The following is a 21,042-nucleotide window of genomic DNA, read 5'->3' as shown; positions in this document are numbered from 1 at the left end:
TGCGCGGGCCGCCGGGCGCTCCCTGGTGTGCGCCCGTCAGAGCAGATCGTCCATCTGCGGGTTCAGCATCCGGAGCACCTCGCTGTGGAGGGTGCCGTTGGTGGCCAGCGCGTTTCCGCCGTAGGGGCCGTCGGTGCCGTCGAGGGAGGTGAACCGTCCGCCGGCCTCGGTCACGATCGGCACCAGGGCAGCCATGTCGTGCAGGTTGAGTTCGGGTTCGCACGCGATGTCGACGGCGCCCTCCGCCACCAGGCAGTACGACCAGAAGTCCCCGTAGGCGCGGGTGCGCCAGACCCGCTCGGTGAGGTTGACGAACTCCGGCAGGGCAGAGCGTGCCTTCCACCCGGAGAGGCTCGAATAGGAGAGCGAGGCGTCCTCGAGGCGGGACACGTTCGAGACCCGCAGCCGGGTTGCCGCCGCGAGGGACTTGCCCATGAAGGCACCGGTGCCCTCGGCCGCCCACCACCGCTTGCCCAGCGCCGGGGCGCTCACCAGGCCCACCACCGGCCGGCCTTCATCCACGAGGGCGATCAGCGTGCCCCAGACGGGCACGCCGCGCACGAAGTTTTTGGTTCCGTCGATCGGGTCGATGATCCAGCGCCGCGACCCCGATCCGGTGCTCCCGAACTCCTCGCCCAGCACCGCGTCGCGCGGGCGCACGCGCGAGAGCTGGCTGCGGATGGATTCCTCCGCAGCCCGGTCGGCGTCGGTGACCGGGGTGAGGTCGGGCTTGGTCTCTACGCGGAGGTCCTGCGCCCGGAACCGGGACATGGTCTGGTCATCGACCGAGTCCGCCATCACGTGGGCAAGGCGCAGGTCATCATTGTAGCTCTGGACGAGGTTCATGCCTTCAACTTATCGCTTCCGGGGCCATTACCCGGAAAGGCGCCGGGGCCCGACTACGGCCGTGGAGCCGGGAATGATTGCCGCGTCCCTGTCAGGGAGGCGAACGGCGTTCTCCATTCCCCGAACAGGCGCAAGGGTCGACCGCATATTATATCCACCGCCTCTCCGGCGGTCCACGCCGGGCACGGGCTGCGGGCCAGCGTCGACACTCCCGGCGGGCAGGACTAGGCTCGCCGTCACAACGTAATTCTTCTGATGTCGTCCGCTGTTTCCGGATCCCCTCCGGGGCGACCGGGAATAGCCGCCTTGTATCTCTGTCCACTCCTGGTATCGCGACGGAGCGCCATGAGCAGCGTTGGTTTGCTATACGTGGGCGCGGTTCTCTTCATCAACGGGCTAATGCTTATCGGGGTAGTCCCCGGTAAATCCGCGGCCATTCTCAATTTCTTTGTCGGGGTGATGCAGGTTGTCTTCCCAACCATCATCCTCATTCAGGCCAATAACGACCTGCCCACGATTTTCGGGGCTGCCGGTCTCTATCTCTTCGGCTTTACCTACCTCTACGTGGGGATACTCCAGGTCACGGGAGTCAGCGGTGAGGGCCTTGGCTGGTTCTCGCTCTTCGTTTCCGCATGTGCCGTCGTGATCGGCGCCCTCCAGTTCACCCTCGTGGGGGACCCCGTCTTCGGTGTCATCTGGCTGACCTGGGCCGTTCTCTGGTTCCTGTTCTTCCTCCTGTTGGGACTGGGAAGGGAATCCCTCACTTATGCCACCGGCTGGTTCACGATCTTCGTCGCCCACATCACCGGGACGATTCCGGCGTTCTTCCTGCTGGTGGGCAGGTATGACACGAACGCGGGGCTTGCCCTGCTGGTGACGGTTGCGGCGGTTGCCGCCCTGGTGGCAGGACTCTTCCTCGGGCGGAAAGGCATCCCGCGCGGAAAGAGGTCGGAGGAGGGGGCGGCTGTGTCGCCTGCCTGAGTGTCGATTGCCCAAAGAAAGGTCTGCCCTATGCCCATCTATGAGTATTCCTGTTCCCAGTGCGCAGCATTCGAAGTGATCCGTCCCATGGAAGCAGCAGCGGACGTGCAGGCCTGTCCCACCTGCGGCTCGGAGGCGCGGCGGAAGATCAGCGCGCCCCACCTTTCCAAGACGGGCACGGCGGCCTTTCAACTCATCGACTCAACACACCGCAGTGCATCGGAACCGCAGGTGGTGACCGGGACGCTGCCGTCGGCGAATGCACGCAGGACCTCGCCCTATTCGTCCAATCCGCTTCACCAGAAACTGCCGCGGCCATAATCCATGGCGTGCGGCCCGATCGAGATATTGGAGGAGTTTCAATGCCTGACGTTATATTCCCGCTCGATTCGTCCAAGAAATTCGAAGACCAGGAGAAGGTCGGACATAACCGCTGGCATCCGGAGATTCCGCCGGTCGCCACGGTGAGGCGCGGAGATTCCTTCCGGGTCCACTGCCGTGAATGGTTCGACGGCGCCATCGTCAACGACGATTCCGCCGACGACATCCTCAACGCTCCGCTGCTCACCGTCCACAAGCTCAGCGGGCCCTTCGCCGTCGAAGGAGCGAGGCCGGGTGACCTCCTCGTCGTCGACATCCTCGACGTCGGACCGATCCCGCAGGAGGACTCAGGGCCGCTGGCCGGGCAGGGGTGGGGCTACACCGGTATTTTCGCGCGGAACAACGGCGGCGGGTTCCTGACCGACCAGTTCCCCGACGCCTATAAGGCGATCTGGGACTTCACCGGGCAGGTGGCAACCTCGCGGCATGTTCCGGAGGTGTCCTACGTCGGGCTCATCCACCCCGGCCTGATGGGCACGGCGCCCTCCGCGCAGCTGCTGGCGAAGTGGAACCAGCGCGAAGGCGACCTGATCGCCACCGACCCCAACCGCGTGCCGCCGCTCGCGCTGCCGCCCGAACCGCGGGAGGCGGTGCTCGGGGGCCTGCCGGCGTCGGAGTTCGACCGGGTGGCGGGGGAGGCCGCGCGCACGGCACCGCCCCGGGAGAACGGCGGCAATCAGGACATTAAGAACCTCTCGAAAGGCACCCGGATCTTCTACCCGGTGTTCGTCGACGGCGCGAACCTCTCACTGGGCGATCTTCACTTCTCCCAGGGCGACGGCGAGATCACCTTCTGCGGCGCGATCGAGATGGGCGGCTTCATCGACCTTCGAGTCGACGTGATCAAGGGAGGCATGGATACCTACGGTGTGAGCGAGAATGCGATTTTCGTGCCCGGCATCGTGGACCCCCGATACAGCGAGTGGATCGCCTTCTCGGGGACGTCGGTGACCCTGGACGGCAAGCAGCACTACCTCGACTCGCACCTGTCCTACCAGCGCGCGTGCCTACACGCCATCGACTACCTGACGAAGTTCGGCTACAGCCCCGAGCAGGCCTACCTGCTGCTGGGGTCGGCGCCGATCGAGGGCAGGCTGTCCGGCGTGGTGGACATCCCCAACTCGTGCTCGACGGTCTACCTCCCGACGGCGATCTTCGACTTCGACGTGCGTCCCTCGGCGGCCGGCCCGCACCGGGTCAACCCGGGGATGGGTGCGCCGCGTTCGAACAACACCTAGGGACGGCCCCGCACAGGGGGCCGTTAACGGCCAAGGGCCACCGGCGGCAGATGCCGCAGCGGTGACCCTTGGTTCGGCCGCTTAGCGCGGCCGGAGGTTGCAATCCCGGAGGAAGGAAACCTTAGAGAACGGTGATGTTCTCAGCCTGGGGGCCCTTGGGTCCCTGGGTGGTCTCGAAGTTGACCTTCTGGTTCTCTTCGAGTGAACGGAAGCCGTTCGAATTGATTGCGGAGAAGTGTGCGAACACGTCGGCGCCGCCGTCTTCGGGAGCGATGAAACCAAAGCCCTTTTCAGCGTTGAACCATTTCACTGTACCTGTAGCCATTTTTAGATCCTTACCTTGTGAGAGACGCCCCGTAATCCGGTGCGCTCGTCGTGGTGTTCGTTTTCGCTTATCAAAACAGCTTTCGAACTCCGAAAGGAGGATTCAAGGCCAGAAATTCAATGCGCAACACAACAACTTCGTCAAGTCTAACAGGCTTCACTGGCTCCCCAGTTCCTTCGCCTCCTGCGCCGCCTGGCGGGAGTCCGAAGAACCGGCGCCCAGCAGGCGCCGCAGGGAGGCGAGACGCACCGGCCCGGATTCCCCGGCGGCGCCGCTGGCGACCCAGTCGTCGAGGCCGCAGTTCACGGCGTTGGAGTCATGCAGGCAGCCGCGTTCGCAGCCGGCGGTGCCCGGCTCAAGGTCGGGGAAGGCCTGGAGGATCCGGTCGGGGTCGACGTGGGCCAGGCCGAAGGACCGGATGCCGGGGGTGTCGATGATCCAGGTGCCGGGGGCGGACCCGGCGGCCTTGAGCGCAACGGCCGAGGAGGAGGTGTGGCGGCCCCGTCCCGTGACGGCGTTGACGCCTCCGGTCGCGCGCGTGGAGCCGGTGAGGGCGTTGACCAGGGTGGACTTGCCGACCCCTGAGTGGCCCAGCAGCACGCTGACCTGCCCGTCGAGCTCCTCCCGCAGGGTGTTGATGGCGCCGCCCGAGAGGCGGGCCGAAGCGCCGTCGTCGGAGGTGGCCTCGATGCCGCCGGTGTCGGCGGCGGTCCTGCTGATCACCACCCGCAGGTCGAGGTGCTCGTAGTTGGCAAGCAGCGGCGCCGGGTCCACCAGGTCCGCCTTCGTGACGCACAGCAGGGGGCGGATGCCGGCGTCGTAGGCGGCCACCAGCGCGCGGTCGATGAATCCGGTGCGCGGTTCCGGGTTGGCGGCGGCGACCACGATGACCAGCTGGTCGGCGTTGGCGACCACGACGCGCTCCACCGGGTCCGTGTCATCGGCGCTGCGGCGCAGCACGGTGCGCCGCTCTTCGACGCGCACCAGGCGCGCCAGGGAGTCCGGGCCGCCGGAGAGGTCTCCGACGAGCGCCACCAGGTCGCCGGCGACGACGGCGCTGCGGCGCAGCTCACGGGCCCGCGCCGCGACGATGAGCCGTTCGTCGGGGGTGTCCTCATCGACGACGGCGGTGTAGCGGCCGCGGTCGACGGTGACGATCCTGCCGGTGACGGCGTCCTCGTAGGCCGGGCGGTTCTTGGTGCGGGGACGGGAACCCTTTTTATTGGGGCGGATCCGCACGTCGGACTCGTCCCAGGCCCGGGAGCCCCTCCGGTTGCCGGCCTCAGTCACCCGGAGAGCCTCCGGTGCGCGCCGTGGCCACGAGCTGCGCCCACAGTTCGGGGAACTGCGGCAGCGTCTTGGCCGTGGTGGCGATGTTCTCGACGAGGACCCCTTCGACGGCGAGGCCGATCACGGCGCCGGCCGTGGCCATGCGGTGGTCGTCGTAGGTGGAGAAGACGCCCCCGTGAAGGGAGGCCGGCCGGATGAGGAGGCCGTCCGCGGTCTCCTCGGCGTTCCCGCCCAGGGCGTTGATCTCCCGCACCAGGGCCGCCAGCCGGTCCGTCTCGTGCCCCCGCAGGTGGGCGATACCGCTCAAGGTCGAGGGGGTCGCGGCCAGGGCGCAGAGCGCGGCCACCGTTGGCGCCAGTTCACTGGTGTCGGCGAAATCCCCGCCGGTGATGCGCGGGCCGCCGGTGACAGTCAGGGCGCCGCCTGCCAGTTCCACTGAGGCGCCCAGACGGGGGAGAATCTGCCGCCACGCGTCGCCCACCTGGGTGGTCTCCGCCGGCCAGTTCGGGATAGTCACCCTGCCGCCGGTGACCACGGCGGCGGCGAGGAACGGCCCGGCGTTGGAGAGGTCCGGTTCGATAGCGATGTCGAAGGCGCGGATCGGGCCGGGGCTGATCCGCCAGGACATCGGGACGCTGTCATCGACGTCCACACCGACGCTTCGCAGCACCCTCACGGTCATCGCGATGTGCTCCAGGCTGGGCAGCCGGCCGCCGGAGTGCTCGAGGTGGAGCCCGCGCGTGAACGCCGGCCCGGCCAGAAGCAGGGCGGAAACGAACTGCGAGGACGCGCCGGCGTCGATCGCCAGGTGCCCGCCCTCGACGGCGCCGCGGCCGTCGACGGTGAAGGGAAGGGCGCCGGCGCCGCCGTCCTCGACCAGAACCCCCAGGCCGCGCAGGGCGCCGATGGTTGCACCCATGGGGCGATGGCGGGCGTGCGGATCGCCGTCGAATGCTGTGGCACCCTCCTGCAGGGCGGCCAGCACCGGCACGAAGCGCATTACGGTGCCGGCAAGCCCGCAGTCGATCCGCCGCTCCCGGCGCTCCCGGGAAAAGGGAACCACGCGCAGGTCCGGCCCGAACCGCCCGGTCCCCTCGAGCTCGGTGACCGTTGCGCCCAGCTCACGCAGGGCGTCGATCATCAGCGCCGAGTCACGGGAATGGAGCGGGTTGCGCAGCGTCGACGGTCCGTCGGCCAGGGCCGCCAGCACGAGGTACCGGTTGGTCAGGGACTTGGAGCCCGGAACCTCAACGACGGCGTCGACGGGCGCGGCGGGCCGGGGGGCCGGCCAGACGCCTGGAGATTGCTGAGGCACGGCGGTCCCGGCAGAAGGAAGGGCCATTGAGGTTAGGAACCCACGACGTCGGCGGCGGTGCGGCGGACGGCGAGGTCGGCCTTCTTGAGCTGCTTGCGGGCGTCCTTGCTGATCCCCACCGCGTTCTTCTTGGCACCCGAGGCGAAGTGCTCCGCACGCCAGGCCAGCCCGGGGCGGCCGTTGGTGTCAACGGAGGCGAGCAGCGCCGCCCCGACGAGGGAGAGGTTGCGCAGCAGCTGGCCGCGGCGTTCCTTGCGGGCTGCCGGCGTCGAGGAGTCGGCCGACTTGAAATCGACAAGCGTGTTGGCCGCGGCGGAGACCGCGAGCAGCGTTCCGGCGACCCGCGAGAACCGTCCAAGACCGAGCAGGATGCCCGCGCCGAGCTGCACGCCGCCCAGGACCTGGGCGACCCGCTTGGCGTCACCGGTCACCGGGGCCAGGGACGGGACGGCCTTGCCCAGCCGGGTCAGGACGGGCTGGAGCTGCTCGGCGCTCTTTCCTGCGCTCCGGAGCCGGTCCACCCCCGAGAAGGCGAAGCTGCTGGCGGTCAGTGGTCGGGCGATAACGCGGACAAGGGTCACAAGAGCCTCCTGGTTGCCGGCGCACCGGCGCCGGTGTTCATGATGATTCGGAACTTACGAAGCACGCTGGGTCTAGTTTTGCACTTTTGGACGTGCGAGGCGATCCGCCCGCCGCCGTGCCGGCTGGGGGTGATCCCGTCGGAAAAATGTGCTCTGCGGTGAGCCCTCGCCGTGCCGGGGTGTTTTGACCTGTGGCGTGAGGTGTGCTTGACGCGACGTTTGTCTCTCCTTGGCCTTAAGGAGTAGAGGAGCTGTCGTTGGCACGACAGCTCCTCTAGACGGGTGCGCGCGAGAGCTAACCACCCCGCAGGTTTCTCCGGTCCTTATAGTTGGCCTTTCTCATCGAGCCTTCGGTCGCGGGAGTGGGTGATGAGTCGCTCAGGCCTCGGTCACGCCGAGCTGCCGGAGGATGCTGCGGTTGTCGGTGCGCACGAACTCCTCCAGGAGCCGGCCCTGATCGTCCATCCGGAAGATGTTAATCAGATCCATGACGATCCTGGCTCCGTTGGGTTGCAGGAGCCCAACGGGGGACTGCGTGAAGGGCCGGACGAAGGTCCCCTCGATCCAGGTCTGGCAGGCGATGAGGTCACCTTCGACCAGGACGATGCCGCGCCGGATGCTGCGGCCGTCGAACGCGTCCCGTAAGGACGCGAAGTAGGCGCTCAGCCCGGCGTAGTCGGATTCAAAACCGTCGGGCCCATGGAAGCGGAAGCGCTCAGTGTCGAAGTAGGAGTGCACCTCCTCTGGGTGCTCGCCGGAAACCTCGAGCTCTCCTGCACGGACCAGGCGGGCCACGAGCTCGTCTCGGGTGTAAAGGGGCATGGGGTTCCTTCCAATCATGGTTTTCCTCTCAGGAGGCCACTATCAGGATCCGCACGCTGCTCCCATGCCACAAGCGAGAATATCGCACCGCAGCCATGCCATCCCGGCATACAATGGAAGTCATGACGGAAATGACTTTGACCGGGCTGCGCGTGGTCCTCGAAGTGGCCCGCTCCGGCTCCTTCAGCGCGGCCGCCGAGAACCTTGGCTACACCCAGTCCGCGGTCTCGCGCCAGGTCGCGGCCAGTGAGCGGGCAACTGGCGGGCCCTTGTTCGAACGGCGGGCGCGGGGGGTGCGTCCAACAGCAGCGGGTGAGGTCGTGGTCAGGCATGCCGGACAGGTGTTTGAACGCCTAGCAGCCGCTCATCAGGAACTGGCCGGGATACGCGACCGGCTCGCTGGGCGTCTGGTTCTGGGCGGCTACCCCACCGCGATGGCGCACCTAATTCCTCGCGCCGTAGCGCGCCTGCTCACCGCACACCCGGACATGGAGGTTCAGCTGATCGAATCCTCGACACCGTCCCAGCTCACAGCCCTGCGGCGGGGCCGCCTGGAGGTCGCCGTCCTGGCCACCGGTCAGGGACTGCCTGACTACGACCTCGATGGCCTCGACCTCACAGAGTTGCGTGGCGGACGAGGCATCGGGGTCGCTGTCGCAGAAGCGCATCCCTTCGCCGGTCGCACCGAGGTCAGCGTGCACGACCTGACCGACCAACGCTGGATCGTAGGCGCGAGCACCAACGGCTCACCTGAGTTCGGAGCCTGGCCGGATCTTCCCGACCCGAAGATCGCTTTCTCGGTGCGTGGCTGGTCCACTCGCTTCGGTCTGGTATCCGCGGGTCTGGGCATCGCGCTCGTGCCGGGCAGCATCGCTGCGGTCATTCCCCGAGGAGTGTGCTGGGTGCCGGTCCGAGCTGCAAACACCTCACTTGGACGGGCAACCTGGGCCGTCACTACCGCCCAGCCCAGCCCGCCCGCCATCGCCGCGGTGCGCGCCCTCGTCGATGAAGTACGCTCCTGGAGCACTCACACACCCACATGAACTGAGCCCGCGCGGATCAGCGAATCATTCGTTTGTACTCGACGCAACAACTCCGGCAACGAGATAACTTACGCATAGGAGGCCATTCGCTGCGAAAGGTACTAGATGATCCTTCCGTAGCGGCTCCGTCGATGAAGCGTGTCGGCATACCGCTGTGTGGTTGGTCGACCGTGTTGGTTGAGGCTCGCTCTTCAGGGATGGTAGAACGATGCACATTGACAGCGCAGCGCCATGATCAGCACCGTCCTTGCTGCACACCCTGTGCTCGTCCGCGCCCTGTTCTGGGTCGTCATCGCCCTTGGTGCCGTCCTCGCGTGGGTTCTGCATCGGATGAGGGCAAAGAAATCGTTTATCGTCCTCGTAAGCCTAAGTTTCCTGGGGCCTCTCGTTCTGACGCTCTCACCCGCATCAGGTGAACCAGAGTTTTTCTGCACTATCCAGTTCTCTGTGCCGTTCCAAGGGATCGATACCCTGGCCAATGTGGCGATGTTGCTACCTCTGGCTCTCTTCGCAACGTTGCTCTTGCGACGTCCCCTCCGGGTGTTCGCCGTTGTGTCTGGCTTATCTGTCCTCATAGAACTCACACAAGCACTGGTATCCGCCCTGGGACGTTCCTGCGATACAGATGACTGGTTCATGAACACCATCGGAGCAGCATTGGGAGTCCTGACCGCGGTCTGCATCATCGTCCTCGAAAAGCGGCATGATCCCAAACTCTGAGCGCGCCACATCCAGCATGACTACACGACTGGTGCCGGCGCTGGAGCCGGTGGAATAAGGCGGCGCCTACCGGGGTTCCATTCTGAGTAAGCGAAATCGACGGACGGGGGCACATTGGGTACACAGGCAAGTGTTTCGGAACAGCTCGCGGCCGACTTCCAGTTGAACGTTACGCTGGAGCAGCGGCGCCGCTCGGCGGCGCCCAGCAACGGGCGCGTAGACTTTCCCCCAATGAATACAACAGCTCCGGCGGGCAGCAGCTCGACCGAAAATAACCAGTTGGACGTATCCGCGGAATCGGACGCAGACCGCAAGGCCCGCTTCGAGCGGGACGCCATGCAATACGTCGACCAGTTGTACTCGGCGGCCATGCGCATGGCCCGCAACCCCAGCGACGCCGAAGACCTGGTGCAGGAGGCCTACACCAAGGCGTTCTCGGCGTTCCACCAGTACAAGCCGGGGACGAACCTCAAGGCCTGGCTGTACCGGATCCTGACGAACACCTATATCAATCTCTACCGGAAGCGCCAGCGGGAGCCGCTGCAGTCGCATTCGGACACGATTGAGGACTGGCAGCTGGCCAAGGCGGCCGAACACACCTCCTCGGGTCTGCGGTCGGCCGAAGCCGAGGCACTGGACCACCTGCCGGACTCGGACATCAAGAACGCGCTGCAGTCGATCCCGGAGGAGTTCCGCCTCGCGGTGTACTTCTCGGACGTCGAAGGCTTTGCCTACAAGGAAATTTCAGAAATCATGAATACGCCCATCGGGACGGTGATGTCCCGGTTGCACCGCGGGCGAAAGCTGCTGCGCGACCTCCTGTCGGAGTACGCGCTGGAGCGGGGGCTGGGCACCCCGGCCGCGGTGGAGGGTGTCAAGGGCACGAAACAGGAGAGTGCGAAATGAAGGATTGCGAAGAGTTGGGGGACTGCCCCGATGCGCGGATCGAGAAGCTGTACGACTACCTTGACGGCGAGCTCTCGCACAAGGACCTCGTGGAGATCAAGGCGCACCTGGACAGCTGCGCCGAGTGCGCCAAGGAGTACGACCTCGAGTGCGTCATCCGGGAGGTCGTGAAGCGCTCCTGCACGGAGAAGGCACCGACCTCGCTGAAGGACAACATCCTCGAGCGGATCGGCCAGCTGAAGACCGCCGGGCACTAAGCCCGGCTTCAGACAGAAGACTGCAGACAGAAAAAGACTGCAGACAGAAAAAGACCCCCGTGCCGGAAGGCCGGGGGTCTTTTTGCTGTGTTCCAACGATCAGGTGTTGGGACGCTTACCGTGGTTAGCGCCTCCGCGCTTACGGTCGCGGCGCTTGCGTGCTCGCTTGCTCATGGCTGGCCTCCTTAGATATGCCTACAGAACTGCATTCAAGTCTCCCACATCCGGCGGATGCCTCCTAAACGCGCGGCGCCCCGGGCGCCCGGCGCGCAGGCCCGCCCTAGGATGGGGGCACAGCACCTACCGAGGGAGATTTCCAATGCGCGCCGCCTACGTCGAAGCGACATCGAAGGACAACCCGCTCGAAGCCCTGCGGGTGGGGCACTTCGAGCCGCCCGCGCCGCCGGACGGGTTCCGCCGGGTGAGGGTGGTGGCCTCCGCGCTGAACCGCCACGACCTGTTCTCCCTCCAGGGGGTCGGGCTGCCGGATGAGCGCCTCCCCATGGTCCTCGGGTGCGACGCGGCGGGGGTCGACGACGAGGGGCGCAGCGTGATCGTGCACTCGGTGCTGTCCTCGCCGGGTTGGGAGGGCGATGAGACCCTCGACCCGCAGCGTTCCCTGCTCTCCGAACGCTATCCGGGCACCATGGCGGACTACGTGTGGGTGCCCGAACGCAACCTGGTGCCCAAGCCGGAGGACCTTTCCTTCGAGGAGGCCGCCTGCCTTCCGACGGCGTGGCTGACCGCCTACCGGATGCTGTTCACCGTCTCGCCCGCGGCCCCCGGTTCGACGATCCTGGTCCAGGGCTCGGGCGGCGGCGTCTCCACGGCCCTGATCAGCCTTGCGGCGGCCGCCGGCTTCCGCGTCTGGGTCACGGGCAGGAACGCCGAGAGGCTCGACCGTGCCCGCGCCCTGGGGGCCGCGGACACCTTTGAGGCCGGTGCCCGCCTGCCGGAGCGGGTCGACGTCGTGTTCGACTCCGTGGGCGAGGCGACCTGGTCGCACTCGCTCAAGGCGCTGCGGCCCGGGGGAGCGGTGGTGACCTGCGGCGCCACCAGCGGGCCGGCGCCCTCGGCGGAGCTGAACCGGGTGTTCTTCCTCCAGCTGCGGGTCGTCGGCTCGACCATGGGCACCCGGGACGAGCTGCTCCGGCTGACCCGGTTCCTGGCGGCCACGGGCGTCCGGCCGCCGATCGACTCGGTGCTCGGCCTCGAGGAGGCGGCGGACGGCTTCGCCCGGATGGCGGCCGGCGACGTGTTCGGCAAGATCGTCTTCCGGCACTGATCGGGCCGGCACTGATCGGGCCGGCACTGATCCGGTCGGCCCGCCCTTGCGCTGCATGCCCGGCAGGCAGCGGGCACAGCACGCAGCAGGCCCCCGACGGACGGTCGGGGGCCTGCTGTCTGCCTGGACAGTACCTTTAGGACGCTGTCGTGCCTGCTGCCAGGATCGCGTTGCGCTGTTCGCGCCGCACGGCCTGCTCCGTGGGGTCCGGCACCGGCGCCGCGGCGAGGAGCCGCCGGGTGTACGGATCCCGCGGATACTTCAGCACCTGCTCGGTGGTGCCCTGCTCCACCAGGCGGCCCTTGCTGAGCACCGCGATGTGGCTGGCGAGCAGTTCAACCACGGCGAGGTCGTGGCTGACGAACAGGCAGGCAAAGCCCCGCTCGCGCTGCAGCTCCTGCAGCAGCTTCAGCACCGCGGCCTGCACCGACACGTCAAGGGCCGACGTCGGCTCGTCGGCGACGAGGAGGGAGGGCCGGAGCGACAGGGCACGGGCGATGCCCACCCGCTGGCGCTGGCCGCCTGAGAGCTCGTGCGGGTACCGGTTCCGGAAGGAGACCGGCAGCTGCACGTCCTCAAGCAGTCCCTGCACCCGCCGGTCGAGATCGGCCCGGGAGAGCTTCTCGTGCAGGTACAGCGGTTCGCCGATGCTGTCCCCGATGGAGAGACGCGGATTCAGTGAGGCGGCCGGATCCTGGAAGACGATCGCGAACTTCTTGCGCAGCGGCAGGATCTGCCGGGCCGAGAGCGAGGTGATGTCCGTCCCCGCGATCCGCACGCTGCCTGCACTGGTCCGGATCAGCCCGGTGACCGCCCGGGCGATCGTCGACTTGCCCGAGCCCGACTCGCCGACCAGCCCCATGACCTCCCCGGGCAGGATGGTGAAGGACACGTCGTGAACCGCCTTGAAGGGCGGCTGCCGGAACCGGCCCGGATACTCGATGTCCACGCCCGCCAGTTCCAGCGCGGGCACGGTGCCGGCGGCGGTGTGCTCCTGCCGGTGCGCCAGGGCGCGCTCGGCGTAGTCCTCGTGGATCCGGATGCTGCCGTCGACGACCTCGACGTCGGTGAGGACCCCGCCGACCTTCGAGCCGAGGTACGGCACCGAGTCGAGCAGCTGGCGGGTGTAGGGCTCCTTCGGGGTGAGGAAGAGCTGCTGGGCGGGAGCGGACTCCACGATCCTGCCCCGCTCCATCACCACGATGTGGTCGGCAAGGTCCGCCACCACCCCCATGTCGTGGGTGATCAGCAGGATGGCGCTGCGCAGGCGCTTGTTGAGCCGGCGCAGCAGTTCGAGGACCTCGGCCTGCACGGTGACGTCGAGCGCCGTCGTCGGTTCGTCGGCGATGAGCAGCATCGGGTCGTTGGCCAGGGCGATCGCGATCATCGCCCGCTGGCGCTGCCCACCGGAGAACTGGTGCGGATAGGAGTCGTAGCGCCGCTCCGGCTCGGGGATCTCCACCATGCGCAGCAGCTCAATCGCCCGTTCCCTGGCGGCCGCGGGGGAGGCCTCGGTGTGCTGCTCGACCGCCTCGCGGATCTGCTCGCCCACGGTCAGCACCGGGTTGAGCGCCGTCATCGGTTCCTGGAAAATCATCGCGACGTCGTTGCCGCGGATCCGGCGCAGGGTCTTCTGCGGGGCGCCGATCAGTTCTCTGCCCATCAGGCGGGCGCTGCCCTTGGAGCGGCCGTTGCGGGGCAGCAGCCCCAGCAGCGCCATCGAGGACATGCTCTTGCCGGAGCCGGACTCGCCCACGATGGCGAGGATCTCGCCGGGGTGGATGTCGTAGGAGACGTCCTCGGCGGCCATCACCCATTCATTGTCGACGCTGAAGTCGACGCCGAGACCGCGCACCGAGAGGATGGGGCCGTCGGCGGGGGGCACGGCGTCGTCGGAGAGCGTCCCGGTGTGCTCAGCGGTCATTGCTTGATCCTTGTCTGCTTGGGATCGAAGGCGTCGCGCAGGCCGTCTCCGATGAAGTTCACGGCGAGGGCGATGCCGACGATGAAGGCGCCCGGCCAGAGGAACAGCCAGGGCCGTACGGTCAGGGCCGAGCGGTTGTCGTTGATCGCCTTGCCCAGGGAGGTGTCCGGCGCGACGACGCCGAGCCCGAGGTAGCTCAGGGCCGTCTCGAGCAGGATCGCCCCGGAGATCGCGAGGGTCGCGAAGACGATGATGACCCCGACGGTGTTGGGGAGGATGTGTCGGAAAATGATCCGGGCCGAGCTCGCGCCCACCGACTTCGCCGACTCGACGAACTCCTTCTCCCGCAGCGAGAGGAACTCGCCGCGCACGATCCGGGCCAGGCCGGTCCAGGTGACCAGGCCGAGGAAGACGCCGAAGGGAAGAATGCCGAAGCGCGCGACGACGCCGGCCATCACCGCGGCGATGACCACCGTGGGGATGGTGATCACGACGTCGGTGATGCGCATCAGGACGGCCTCCGTCCAGCCCCGGAAGTATCCGGCGATGGCCCCGACGGCGGTGCCGACCAGCGTGGCGACCAGGCCGACGGTCATGGCGATGATCAGGGAGGTCTGGATTCCGCGCATGGTCAGCGCGAAGTAGTCACGGCCCAGCACGTCCTGCCCGAAGGGGTGCTCACCGAGACTGAACGGCCAGAGCGTCAGGGTCGGCCTGCCCTCATTGAAGCGGGCGCCGAGCACGTCGTACTCCTTGTTCCACCAGCCGGGGATTCCCGCCACCCCGATGGAGCTGAAGGACAGCAGGACGATCAGGGCCAGCAGGCCCATGCCGGCCAGGGCGCCCTTGTGGCGGAAGAAGCGCTCGCGCACCAGGCGGCCCTGGCTTTTCGCCTCGGTGGTGCGGATGCGCTCGGTCTGCTGCCGGGTGGGTGCGCCGCGGGCGATGTCGGTGTCCTGGCTCGCGAGCGTCATTTCGGATAGCTCAACCTGCGGGCGGGAATCTGCCGGCTCGATGTCGGATCTGCTCATGATTCGGCTCCTAGCTCAGGGTGATGCGCGGGTCGAGGAACGCGTAGGCGATGTCGGCGAGCATGTTGAACAGCACCGCCGCCGTTCCCACGACGAGGAAGAAGGCCATCACGGGGCCGGGATCGACGGTGTGGACGCCGTCGACGAACATCTTGCCCATGCCGTTCCACCCGAAGACCGTCTCGGTGATCACGGCCCCGCCGAGCACACCGGCGAAGTCGAACGCCATCAGCGTGGTGATCGGGATCATCGCGTTGCGGAAGGCGTGCTTCACCAGCACCGTGCGCTCGCTGAGCCCCTTGGCCCGCGCCGTGCGGATGTAGTCCTGGTTCATCACATCGAGCTGGCTCGCCCGCGTGTACCGCGTGTAGGTCGCGAAGGAGATCAGCGTGATGGCGATGGTCGGCAGGATCAGGTGCAGCGCGTAATCGAGGTTGGTTTCCCAGAACCCTCCGGAGAGGTTCGGGGACTCGGAGCCGGTGGTGGGGATCGGTCGGCCGCCGGCCCGTGCCGAGAGTTCGGGGTAGGCCTGCAGGAGCCGGTCGAGGAAGATCAGCAGTCCGATGCTGAAGGCGATCACCGCGGAGATCCGCGCCGCGCGCCCCCGGTAGGGGCCGCCGACGAAGCCGCCGGCGGCGTAGGCCACCGCCACCGTCAGCCCCAGGAGCGCAATGACGGTGAGCCAGTTGGGATCGGCCAGCAGAGGGATGGAGAGGAGGTACCCTGCATAGCCCACCGCGGCGGCCGTCAGGGCGGCGTAAAGGATGCGGCGGCGCCGGAACCCGGCGAGCAGGGCGGTCCAGAGCAGGGCCACGGCCCCGGCCGAGATCAGCATGCCGACCGGGCCCAGGCCCGGAGTCACGAACCAGCCGGTCACCAGCAGCAGCCACAGGGCGACGGCGGTCGCCGCGGCGGCGATGCCGAAGACGGCAAGCCTGCGCTTCCTGTCGCCGCCGACGACGACGGCCCAGATGACGCCGGCGACCACCCCGACGAGCAGGATGGTCAGGTAGGGGAACTGCGGATTGGCGAGCCACGTATTGAGGTCGATCGCCATGTACTGCTTGAGCAGGGTCGACAGCCAGAACAACGGCAGCGAGAACAGGACGAAGGAGATGAAGGTGATCGAGTAATCGAACGTCGTGTACTGGCGGATCGCCGTGACGATGCCCACGACCACCCCAAGGACCAGGGCGATCACCGTGGCCACCAGCACGAGGCGGAAGGTCGAGCCGATGGCGCTTTCAAGCTGGGGGAGGACGGCATTTCCTGAGCGGTCGGTGCCGAGGGTGCAGTCGACGCCGCCCGGGACGAGGCAGTGGCCAAGGTCCTGAAGCCACAGGAAGTAGCGCATGAGCGGTGGCTGGTCGAGGTTCATTGCCTCGGTGCGTGCGGCGATCGTTGCCTTCTTCGCCGACCCCGAGGCCTCGCCGAGGTCGCTGAGGGGATCGCCCGACGAGATGACGAGGAAGAACATGAGCGTCGTGGCCGCCGCCATGATGAAAAAGGAGATGACTAAACGTTTTGCAATGAAAAACAACACTGGGGGGCTCCTAGGGACGGTCTGCAGATGAGCCGGGTGCCGTCAGAAGGGCGGGCAGACCCAAGGATCTGCCCGCCCTTCTGTACAGCCCCGCGTCAGCGGGTTACTTCTTCTTCGTCCACTCGTAGGCGTTCCAGGTCAGGCCCGTCTGCGTCGGGTTGGGCTGGACGCCCTCGACCTTGGAGTTCCAGGCGTTGATGCCCGGGTTGGCGTAGAGCACCACGTTGTACTGGGTTTCGGCGAGCCGCTGCTCCAGTTCGGTCTTCATCTCGACGACCTTTTCGGGGTCGGTGTTCGTGACGATTTCCTTCCAGATGCTGTCGACCTTCTCGTCCTTGTAGCCGCCGAAGTTCTGCTCGCCCTCTGAGACGTAGATCGACTCGGCGGAGGCCACGAGGCCGGATCCGGCCCAGCCGAAGAGTACGGCGTCCCAGGAGCCGGGCTGGGCGAGCATTGCGGCCCACTCCTCCTCGGGCTGGGGGATGATCTCAAAGCCGGCCTGATCGCAGGAGTCCTTCATGAGGGCGACCATGTCGGCGCGCAGCTGGCTGGTGGAGGCGTACATCAGGCTCACCTTGACCGGCTCGGTCTTGCCGGCGTCGGCCAGCAGGGCCTTGGCGCCCTCGATGTCGAGCTCGGCGTTCTCGGTGGCCGCGGGGGCACCCTCAAGCACCGTGTCGTAATCGGGCTGGGCCGGCTGGTACTCGCGCAGGTCCATCACCTTGCCCTCGGGCTCGATGGGCGTGACGAACTTCTCGACCATGTCCTCGCGCGGCATGCACTTGGCGAAGGCCTGGCGCACCTTCAGGTCCTCGAAGACGTCGCCGGGCCGCTGCGCGAGGTCAACGTGGGAGAAGGTGAGGGTTTCACCGGTTTCCACGGTGATGGTTTCGCCGATCTGCTCAAGTGCCGACTTGGTGTCGACCGTCGGGCTCGAGGGATCGATGACGTCGACGTCGCCGTTCTCCAGGGCCTGGACGGCTTCTTCGTCGACGACCGTCTTGTAGACGAGGGTCTCGGTCTTGGCCGCGCGTTCCTTGCCCCAGTACTCCTCGTTCTTGACCAGGGTCAGCGTGCCGTTGACCGCGTTGTCCAGCTTGTAGGGGCCCGAGGAGGGGATCAGCGCCGCGTCGGGGAGGCTGGGAAGGTCGGCTTCGTAGTTCCACCCGGTGTTCCAGAACTCGGCGACGGGCTTGAGCGCCTCGATGTCGGTGCCCTTGATCGCTTCGATGAGCTCGGCGCCGTCACCCTCGGGGGACATTCCGCCCTGCTCCGCCGCGATGTGGGCGGGCATCATGGGCTCGGAGAGGAGCGATTCCCAGTCGGCGTAGGGCTCGGAGTAGACGAACTCGAACTCCTTGTCGCCGGCCTCACCCTCGGGGAGCTCGACCTGGGCGAAGCCGTTGGTCGAGGCGGCCTGGAACAGGTCGGTCTCGGCGCCGGTGTCGGGGTCCTTCTCGCCGCTCGGGTGCTTGCCGGAGGCGGCGGCCCACTGCAGCAGGACGTCGTCGAAGTCGATCGGCGTCCCGTCGGACCAGACAGCATCCTCATTGATGCTGTACTTGACGGTCAGCGGGTCGTCGCTCGTCTTTTCGAAGGTGCCGAAATCCTCGTTGCGCTCCAGCTCGCCGTCGGCGTTGAAGGCTACAAACGTGCTGTGGACGACGTTGTTCACATAGGTGTTGTAGACGCTGTTGGCGTTGGCGGTGTAGCTGTTGTACGCGTCCGGGGTCTGGCTGATGGCCACATTGATGGTCGTGGCGAGTTCTTCCTCTGCAGCCTCGGAGGGCTGCTGCGCCGTCCCGCCGGCCGATCCGCAGGCGCTGAGCAGAAGCACCCCGATGGAAAGAGCCGCGAGAGAGGCTGTGCGCTTATTACGCATTCGTCATCCTTACTGTGCTAGAGGCGCACGGGACCGGTTGGTCAGTCCCGTTCAAGTGGATAGCTCCAGTGACAGCGATCACACTTCCGTCAGCATAGCCAAGGTTTGTTGCCTCGGACACCCAGTAAATAAGTAATAACTGATTCGTTACCTTGCGGAAACATGGCGAGATTTGGTTTCACAGAAGTAACAGCGTTGTGTCACAGCTTTCACTTCGCCGAAACAGCAGAAAACCACCCTTCCGCGGCGGGAAAGGGTGGTTTTCTGCTGTTTCGACGAGGGTTGGCGGGGCCCCGTCCCTAGGAGGCCGGAATCTCGAGCCACTGGAACCAGCCCCGGTGGAGCACCAGCCAGGCCATCAGCCCGTAGCCGGCCTGGCCGGGGGTTCCGCCGTTCGCCGCGAGGTCGTTGCGCCACTGCTCATGGGCCACCAGCGGGGTGAAGGTGTCGATGTAGACGTGCTTGCGGCGGGTGGTGACGTCGGCGAAGGCCGCCGAGAGTTCCCCCAGCCTGCGGTTGCGCTCGGGGTCGAGCCCCGGGGGAGGCCCGACGACGAGGACCTTGACGCTCATCTGGGCGGCACCGTCGAGGATGTTCGCGAGGTTCAGCCGGCTGCGGGCGGTGGAGAGGTCGAGGTCGAGGTCCCGGTCGGAGAGGCCGATGACGAGGCGGTTCTCGAAACCGTCGTCGAACCGGCGCCCGGTCTCCTGCAGCCACCGGTTGGCCAGGGACTCGGTGCCTTCGCGGGGAGCGGCCAGGGGATAGGCCTCGACCTGCACGCCGTCCGGGGCGGTGCGGGCCATGACGCGTCCGAGCCAGCCCAGCGCGCGCGGATCTCCAAGTCCTGCGAGAAGTTCGTCGCCCACTGCGGCTAGCCGGATTCTGCGTTGTTCCACTGGATCCCTCGGTTACTGATCGGTGTCGGTGCACGCACGGATTTGCGCCGTGCGGAACTGGAGTTATGCCTTAAATGCGTTGGGTGGGGCACAGGTCCCCACCCAACATCATACTGATCGGCCGGTTACTTTCTTCCGAAAGCCTTGCGCACGAGGATTTCCTGCTCCACCGCGTGGTGCTTGGCGGAGCCCGTGGCGGTCGCGGCCGAGGCCGGCCGCGAGGCGAGCTCGATGCCGCCCTCGATGTGCTGGGGCAGGTTCAGCCCGATGAACGGCCACGGCCCCTGGTTGGCCGGTTCGTCCTGCGCCCAGACGACGTCGGCGTTCGGGTACGCCGACAGCGCCTCCTTGATCTCGTCGAGCGGCAGCGGGTAGAGCTGCTCGACGCGCACGATGGCGGTCTTCTTGTCGTCGGCCTTCTGCCGGGCAGACAGCAGGTCGTAGTAGAGCCGGCCGGAGACCAGGATGACCCGCTCGACCTCGGTACCCGAAGTCTCGAGGGTGTCGGGGATGACCGGCTGGAAGCTGCCGGAGGTGAAGTCCTCGACCGAGCTTGCCGCCGCCTTCAGGCGCAGCAGCTGCTTCGGCGTGAAGATGATCAGCGGCTTGCGCGGCCGGCGGTAGGCGTGCTGGCGCAGCAGGTGGAAGTGCGAGGCCGCGCTGCTCGGGTTGGCCACGAACATGTTCTCCTCGGCGCACATCTGGAGGAACCGTTCGATCCGAGCCGAGGAGTGGTCAGGGCCCTGTCCCTCGTAGCCGTGCGGCAGCATGAGCACGAGCGAGGAGCGCTGGCCCCACTTCTGCTCGGCGGAGCTGATGAACTCGTCGATGATCGTCTGCGCGCCGTTGACGAAGTCGCCGAACTGCGCCTCCCAGATCACCAGCGCGTCGGGCCGCTCCACGGAGTAGCCGTATTCGAAGCCCATGGCGGCGTATTCCGAAAGCAGCGAATCGTAGATCCACAGCTTCGCCTGGTCCTCGCTGAGGCGCTCCAGCGGCAGCCACTCGGTGCCGTTGGCCCGGTCGTGGAACACCGCGTGGCGCTGCACGAAGGTGCCGCGGCGGGTGTCCTGCCCCGCGAGCCGGACGGGGACGCCCTCCATCAGCAGCGAGCCAAGGGCTGCCATTTCGCCGAAGCCCCAGTCGATGCCGCCTTCGCGGGACATCTGCTCGCGGCGCTCCAGGAGCGCCTTGAGCTTGGGGTGGACGGTGAAGCCCTCCGGTACGTTGGTGTGGGCCTTGCCGATGGCGGCGAGGACCTCGGCCGAGATGGCGGTGGGCTTGGGCCCGGCCTCCTCGCCGTCGGACTGCTGGGCGGAGGGGCGCTCGAGGTTCGAGACCGCGGCGGGATCCTCGGAGACCAGCGGCATCGGTGAGGTCTGGGCGGCGTGGGTTTCGGCGAAGACCCGCTCGAGGCGTTCCTGGTAGTCGCGCAGCGCCTGCTCGGCCTCTTCCTCGGTGATGTCGCCGCGGCCGATGAGTGCCTCGGTGTAGAGCTTGCGGACCGAACGCTTTGCCTCGATCAGGTTGTACATCATCGGCTGGGTCATCGAAGGGTCGTCGCCCTCGTTGTGTCCGCGGCGGCGGTAGCAGACCATGTCGATGACGACGTCCTTGTTGAACCGCTGGCGGAACTGGTAGGCGAGCTGCGCCACCCGCACCACGGCCTCGGGGTCGTCGCCGTTGACGTGGAAGATCGGCGCCTGGACCATCTTGGCGACGTCGGTGGAGTACACCGAGGACCGCGACGACGTCGGGGAGGTGGTGAAGCCGACC

20 protein-coding genes are annotated in these 21,042 nt (G+C 67.0%); 8 read left to right on the top strand and 12 right to left on the bottom strand.

Annotated elements, in window-relative coordinates:
• Window positions 1-36 precede the first annotated feature (36 nt).
• Complete coding sequence (hisN, locus tag QZX79_RS14705; RefSeq protein WP_120165147.1) at window positions 37-846, bottom strand: histidinol-phosphatase; 810 nt, start codon at window positions 844-846, stop codon at window positions 37-39.
• 345 nt (window positions 847-1,191) lie between these two features.
• On the opposite strand from hisN, the gene QZX79_RS14700 reads away from it, so the two are divergent.
• The 3 genes from QZX79_RS14700 to fmdA are packed head-to-tail and all read left to right on the top strand — an operon-like array spanning window position 1,192 to window position 3,446.
• On the top strand, window positions 1,192-1,827 hold the full coding sequence (locus QZX79_RS14700) for an AmiS/UreI family transporter (protein WP_294569333.1): 636 nt from the start codon (window positions 1,192-1,194) through the stop codon (window positions 1,825-1,827).
• Window positions 1,828-1,857: 30 nt separating this feature from the next.
• Complete coding sequence (locus QZX79_RS14695) at window positions 1,858-2,148, top strand: zinc ribbon domain-containing protein (RefSeq protein WP_294569330.1); 291 nt, start codon at window positions 1,858-1,860, stop codon at window positions 2,146-2,148.
• A 41-nt stretch (window positions 2,149-2,189) separates the two neighbouring features.
• The gene (fmdA, locus tag QZX79_RS14690; RefSeq protein ID WP_294569328.1) at window positions 2,190-3,446 is read left to right on the top strand and encodes a formamidase; all 1,257 of its coding nucleotides are present in this window, start codon (window positions 2,190-2,192) and stop codon (window positions 3,444-3,446) included.
• Window positions 3,447-3,567: 121 nt separating this feature from the next.
• Here the strand turns inward: fmdA and QZX79_RS14685 are convergent, their stop codons facing one another.
• From QZX79_RS14685 to QZX79_RS14665, 5 genes are all read right to left on the bottom strand, one after another.
• Window positions 3,568-3,771 (bottom strand): cold-shock protein, encoded by a 204-nt coding sequence (locus tag QZX79_RS14685; protein ID WP_026532371.1) that lies wholly within the window; start codon window positions 3,769-3,771, stop codon window positions 3,568-3,570.
• A gap of 156 nt (window positions 3,772-3,927) precedes the next feature.
• On the bottom strand, window positions 3,928-5,061 hold the full coding sequence (locus QZX79_RS14680) for a ribosome small subunit-dependent GTPase A (protein WP_294569325.1): 1,134 nt from the start codon (window positions 5,059-5,061) through the stop codon (window positions 3,928-3,930).
• Window positions 5,054-6,376, bottom strand: a complete 1,323-nt coding sequence (gene aroA, locus QZX79_RS14675; RefSeq protein ID WP_294569323.1) for a 3-phosphoshikimate 1-carboxyvinyltransferase — start codon at window positions 6,374-6,376, stop codon at window positions 5,054-5,056. The genes QZX79_RS14680 and aroA overlap by 8 nt, the downstream gene beginning before the upstream one ends.
• 32 nt (window positions 6,377-6,408) lie before the next feature.
• Window positions 6,409-6,957 carry a DoxX family membrane protein gene (locus tag QZX79_RS14670; RefSeq protein ID WP_294569321.1) on the bottom strand — a complete coding sequence of 183 codons (549 nt, stop codon included), beginning with the start codon at window positions 6,955-6,957 and terminating at the stop codon, window positions 6,409-6,411.
• 378 nt (window positions 6,958-7,335) lie between these two features.
• The gene (locus tag QZX79_RS14665; RefSeq protein ID WP_294569319.1) at window positions 7,336-7,779 is read right to left on the bottom strand and encodes an ester cyclase; all 444 of its coding nucleotides are present in this window, start codon (window positions 7,777-7,779) and stop codon (window positions 7,336-7,338) included.
• Window positions 7,780-7,901: 122 nt separating this feature from the next.
• On the opposite strand from QZX79_RS14665, the gene QZX79_RS14660 reads away from it, so the two are divergent.
• The 5 genes from QZX79_RS14660 to QZX79_RS14640 all read left to right on the top strand — a co-directional run bounded on the left by QZX79_RS14660 (window position 7,902) and on the right by QZX79_RS14640 (window position 11,990).
• Window positions 7,902-8,822 carry a LysR family transcriptional regulator gene (locus QZX79_RS14660; RefSeq protein WP_294569317.1) on the top strand — a complete coding sequence of 307 codons (921 nt, stop codon included), beginning with the start codon at window positions 7,902-7,904 and terminating at the stop codon, window positions 8,820-8,822.
• A gap of 231 nt (window positions 8,823-9,053) precedes the next feature.
• Window positions 9,054-9,542 carry a VanZ family protein gene (locus tag QZX79_RS14655; RefSeq protein ID WP_294569315.1) on the top strand — a complete coding sequence of 163 codons (489 nt, stop codon included), beginning with the start codon at window positions 9,054-9,056 and terminating at the stop codon, window positions 9,540-9,542.
• Window positions 9,543-9,704: 162 nt separating this feature from the next.
• A complete protein-coding gene (locus QZX79_RS14650) occupies window positions 9,705-10,448 on the top strand; it encodes a sigma-70 family RNA polymerase sigma factor (protein WP_294569349.1) in 744 nt (247 codons plus the stop codon).
• A complete protein-coding gene (rsrA, locus tag QZX79_RS14645; protein ID WP_120165156.1) occupies window positions 10,445-10,705 on the top strand; it encodes a mycothiol system anti-sigma-R factor in 261 nt (86 codons plus the stop codon). Before QZX79_RS14650 ends, rsrA begins: the two co-directional genes overlap by 4 nt.
• A 319-nt stretch (window positions 10,706-11,024) precedes the next feature.
• A complete protein-coding gene (locus QZX79_RS14640) occupies window positions 11,025-11,990 on the top strand; it encodes a zinc-binding dehydrogenase (protein ID WP_294569312.1) in 966 nt (321 codons plus the stop codon).
• Between the two features lie 136 nt (window positions 11,991-12,126).
• Here QZX79_RS14640 and QZX79_RS14635 read toward each other — a convergent pair whose 3' ends face one another.
• From QZX79_RS14635 to QZX79_RS14610, 6 genes are all read right to left on the bottom strand, one after another.
• The gene (locus QZX79_RS14635; RefSeq protein ID WP_294569311.1) at window positions 12,127-13,914 is read right to left on the bottom strand and encodes an ABC transporter ATP-binding protein; all 1,788 of its coding nucleotides are present in this window, start codon (window positions 13,912-13,914) and stop codon (window positions 12,127-12,129) included.
• A complete protein-coding gene (locus QZX79_RS14630; RefSeq protein WP_294569309.1) occupies window positions 13,911-14,945 on the bottom strand; it encodes an ABC transporter permease in 1,035 nt (344 codons plus the stop codon). Before QZX79_RS14630 ends, QZX79_RS14635 begins: the two co-directional genes overlap by 4 nt.
• A gap of 10 nt (window positions 14,946-14,955) precedes the next feature.
• Window positions 14,956-16,488 carry an ABC transporter permease gene (locus tag QZX79_RS14625; RefSeq protein ID WP_294569307.1) on the bottom strand — a complete coding sequence of 511 codons (1,533 nt, stop codon included), beginning with the start codon at window positions 16,486-16,488 and terminating at the stop codon, window positions 14,956-14,958.
• Between the two features lie 103 nt (window positions 16,489-16,591).
• Window positions 16,592-18,370 carry an ABC transporter family substrate-binding protein gene (locus tag QZX79_RS14620; RefSeq protein ID WP_294569305.1) on the bottom strand — a complete coding sequence of 593 codons (1,779 nt, stop codon included), beginning with the start codon at window positions 18,368-18,370 and terminating at the stop codon, window positions 16,592-16,594.
• A 299-nt stretch (window positions 18,371-18,669) separates the two neighbouring features.
• On the bottom strand, window positions 18,670-19,266 hold the full coding sequence (locus tag QZX79_RS14615) for a GDSL-type esterase/lipase family protein (RefSeq protein ID WP_120165161.1): 597 nt from the start codon (window positions 19,264-19,266) through the stop codon (window positions 18,670-18,672).
• A 125-nt stretch (window positions 19,267-19,391) separates the two neighbouring features.
• Window positions 19,392-21,042, bottom strand: a 1,651-nt coding sequence (locus QZX79_RS14610) for a multifunctional oxoglutarate decarboxylase/oxoglutarate dehydrogenase thiamine pyrophosphate-binding subunit/dihydrolipoyllysine-residue succinyltransferase subunit (RefSeq protein ID WP_294569302.1), incomplete at its 5' end; no start/stop codon positions are given.

It is taken from the genome of uncultured Arthrobacter sp., assembly GCF_902805515.1.
Taxonomy (GTDB): Bacteria; Actinomycetota; Actinomycetes; order Actinomycetales; family Micrococcaceae; genus Arthrobacter_D.
The sequence above is the reverse complement of the archived record's forward strand: the minus strand, read 5'-3'. Positions and strand labels throughout refer to the sequence as shown.

Excerpts from the sequence above, each read along its gene's own strand:
- fmdA (WP_294569328.1), top strand. The coding sequence starts at position 2,190 with ATGCCTGACGTTATATTCCCGCTCGATTCGTCCAAGAAATTCGAAGAC.
- QZX79_RS14660 (WP_294569317.1), top strand. The coding sequence starts at position 7,902 with ATGACGGAAATGACTTTGACCGGGCTGCGCGTGGTCCTCGAAGTGGCC.
- QZX79_RS14630 (WP_294569309.1), bottom strand. The coding sequence starts at position 14,945 with ATGAGCAGATCCGACATCGAGCCGGCAGATTCCCGCCCGCAGGTTGAG.
- QZX79_RS14655 (WP_294569315.1), top strand. The coding sequence starts at position 9,054 with ATGATCAGCACCGTCCTTGCTGCACACCCTGTGCTCGTCCGCGCCCTG.
- QZX79_RS14685 (WP_026532371.1), bottom strand. The coding sequence starts at position 3,771 with ATGGCTACAGGTACAGTGAAATGGTTCAACGCTGAAAAGGGCTTTGGT.
- QZX79_RS14695 (WP_294569330.1), top strand. The coding sequence starts at position 1,858 with ATGCCCATCTATGAGTATTCCTGTTCCCAGTGCGCAGCATTCGAAGTG.
- hisN (WP_120165147.1), bottom strand. The coding sequence starts at position 846 with ATGAACCTCGTCCAGAGCTACAATGATGACCTGCGCCTTGCCCACGTG.
- rsrA (WP_120165156.1), top strand. The coding sequence starts at position 10,445 with ATGAAGGATTGCGAAGAGTTGGGGGACTGCCCCGATGCGCGGATCGAG.
- QZX79_RS14635 (WP_294569311.1), bottom strand. The coding sequence starts at position 13,914 with ATGACCGCTGAGCACACCGGGACGCTCTCCGACGACGCCGTGCCCCCC.
- QZX79_RS14620 (WP_294569305.1), bottom strand. The coding sequence starts at position 18,370 with ATGCGTAATAAGCGCACAGCCTCTCTCGCGGCTCTTTCCATCGGGGTG.
- QZX79_RS14665 (WP_294569319.1), bottom strand. The coding sequence starts at position 7,779 with ATGCCCCTTTACACCCGAGACGAGCTCGTGGCCCGCCTGGTCCGTGCA.
- QZX79_RS14640 (WP_294569312.1), top strand. The coding sequence starts at position 11,025 with ATGCGCGCCGCCTACGTCGAAGCGACATCGAAGGACAACCCGCTCGAA.
- QZX79_RS14700 (WP_294569333.1), top strand. The coding sequence starts at position 1,192 with ATGAGCAGCGTTGGTTTGCTATACGTGGGCGCGGTTCTCTTCATCAAC.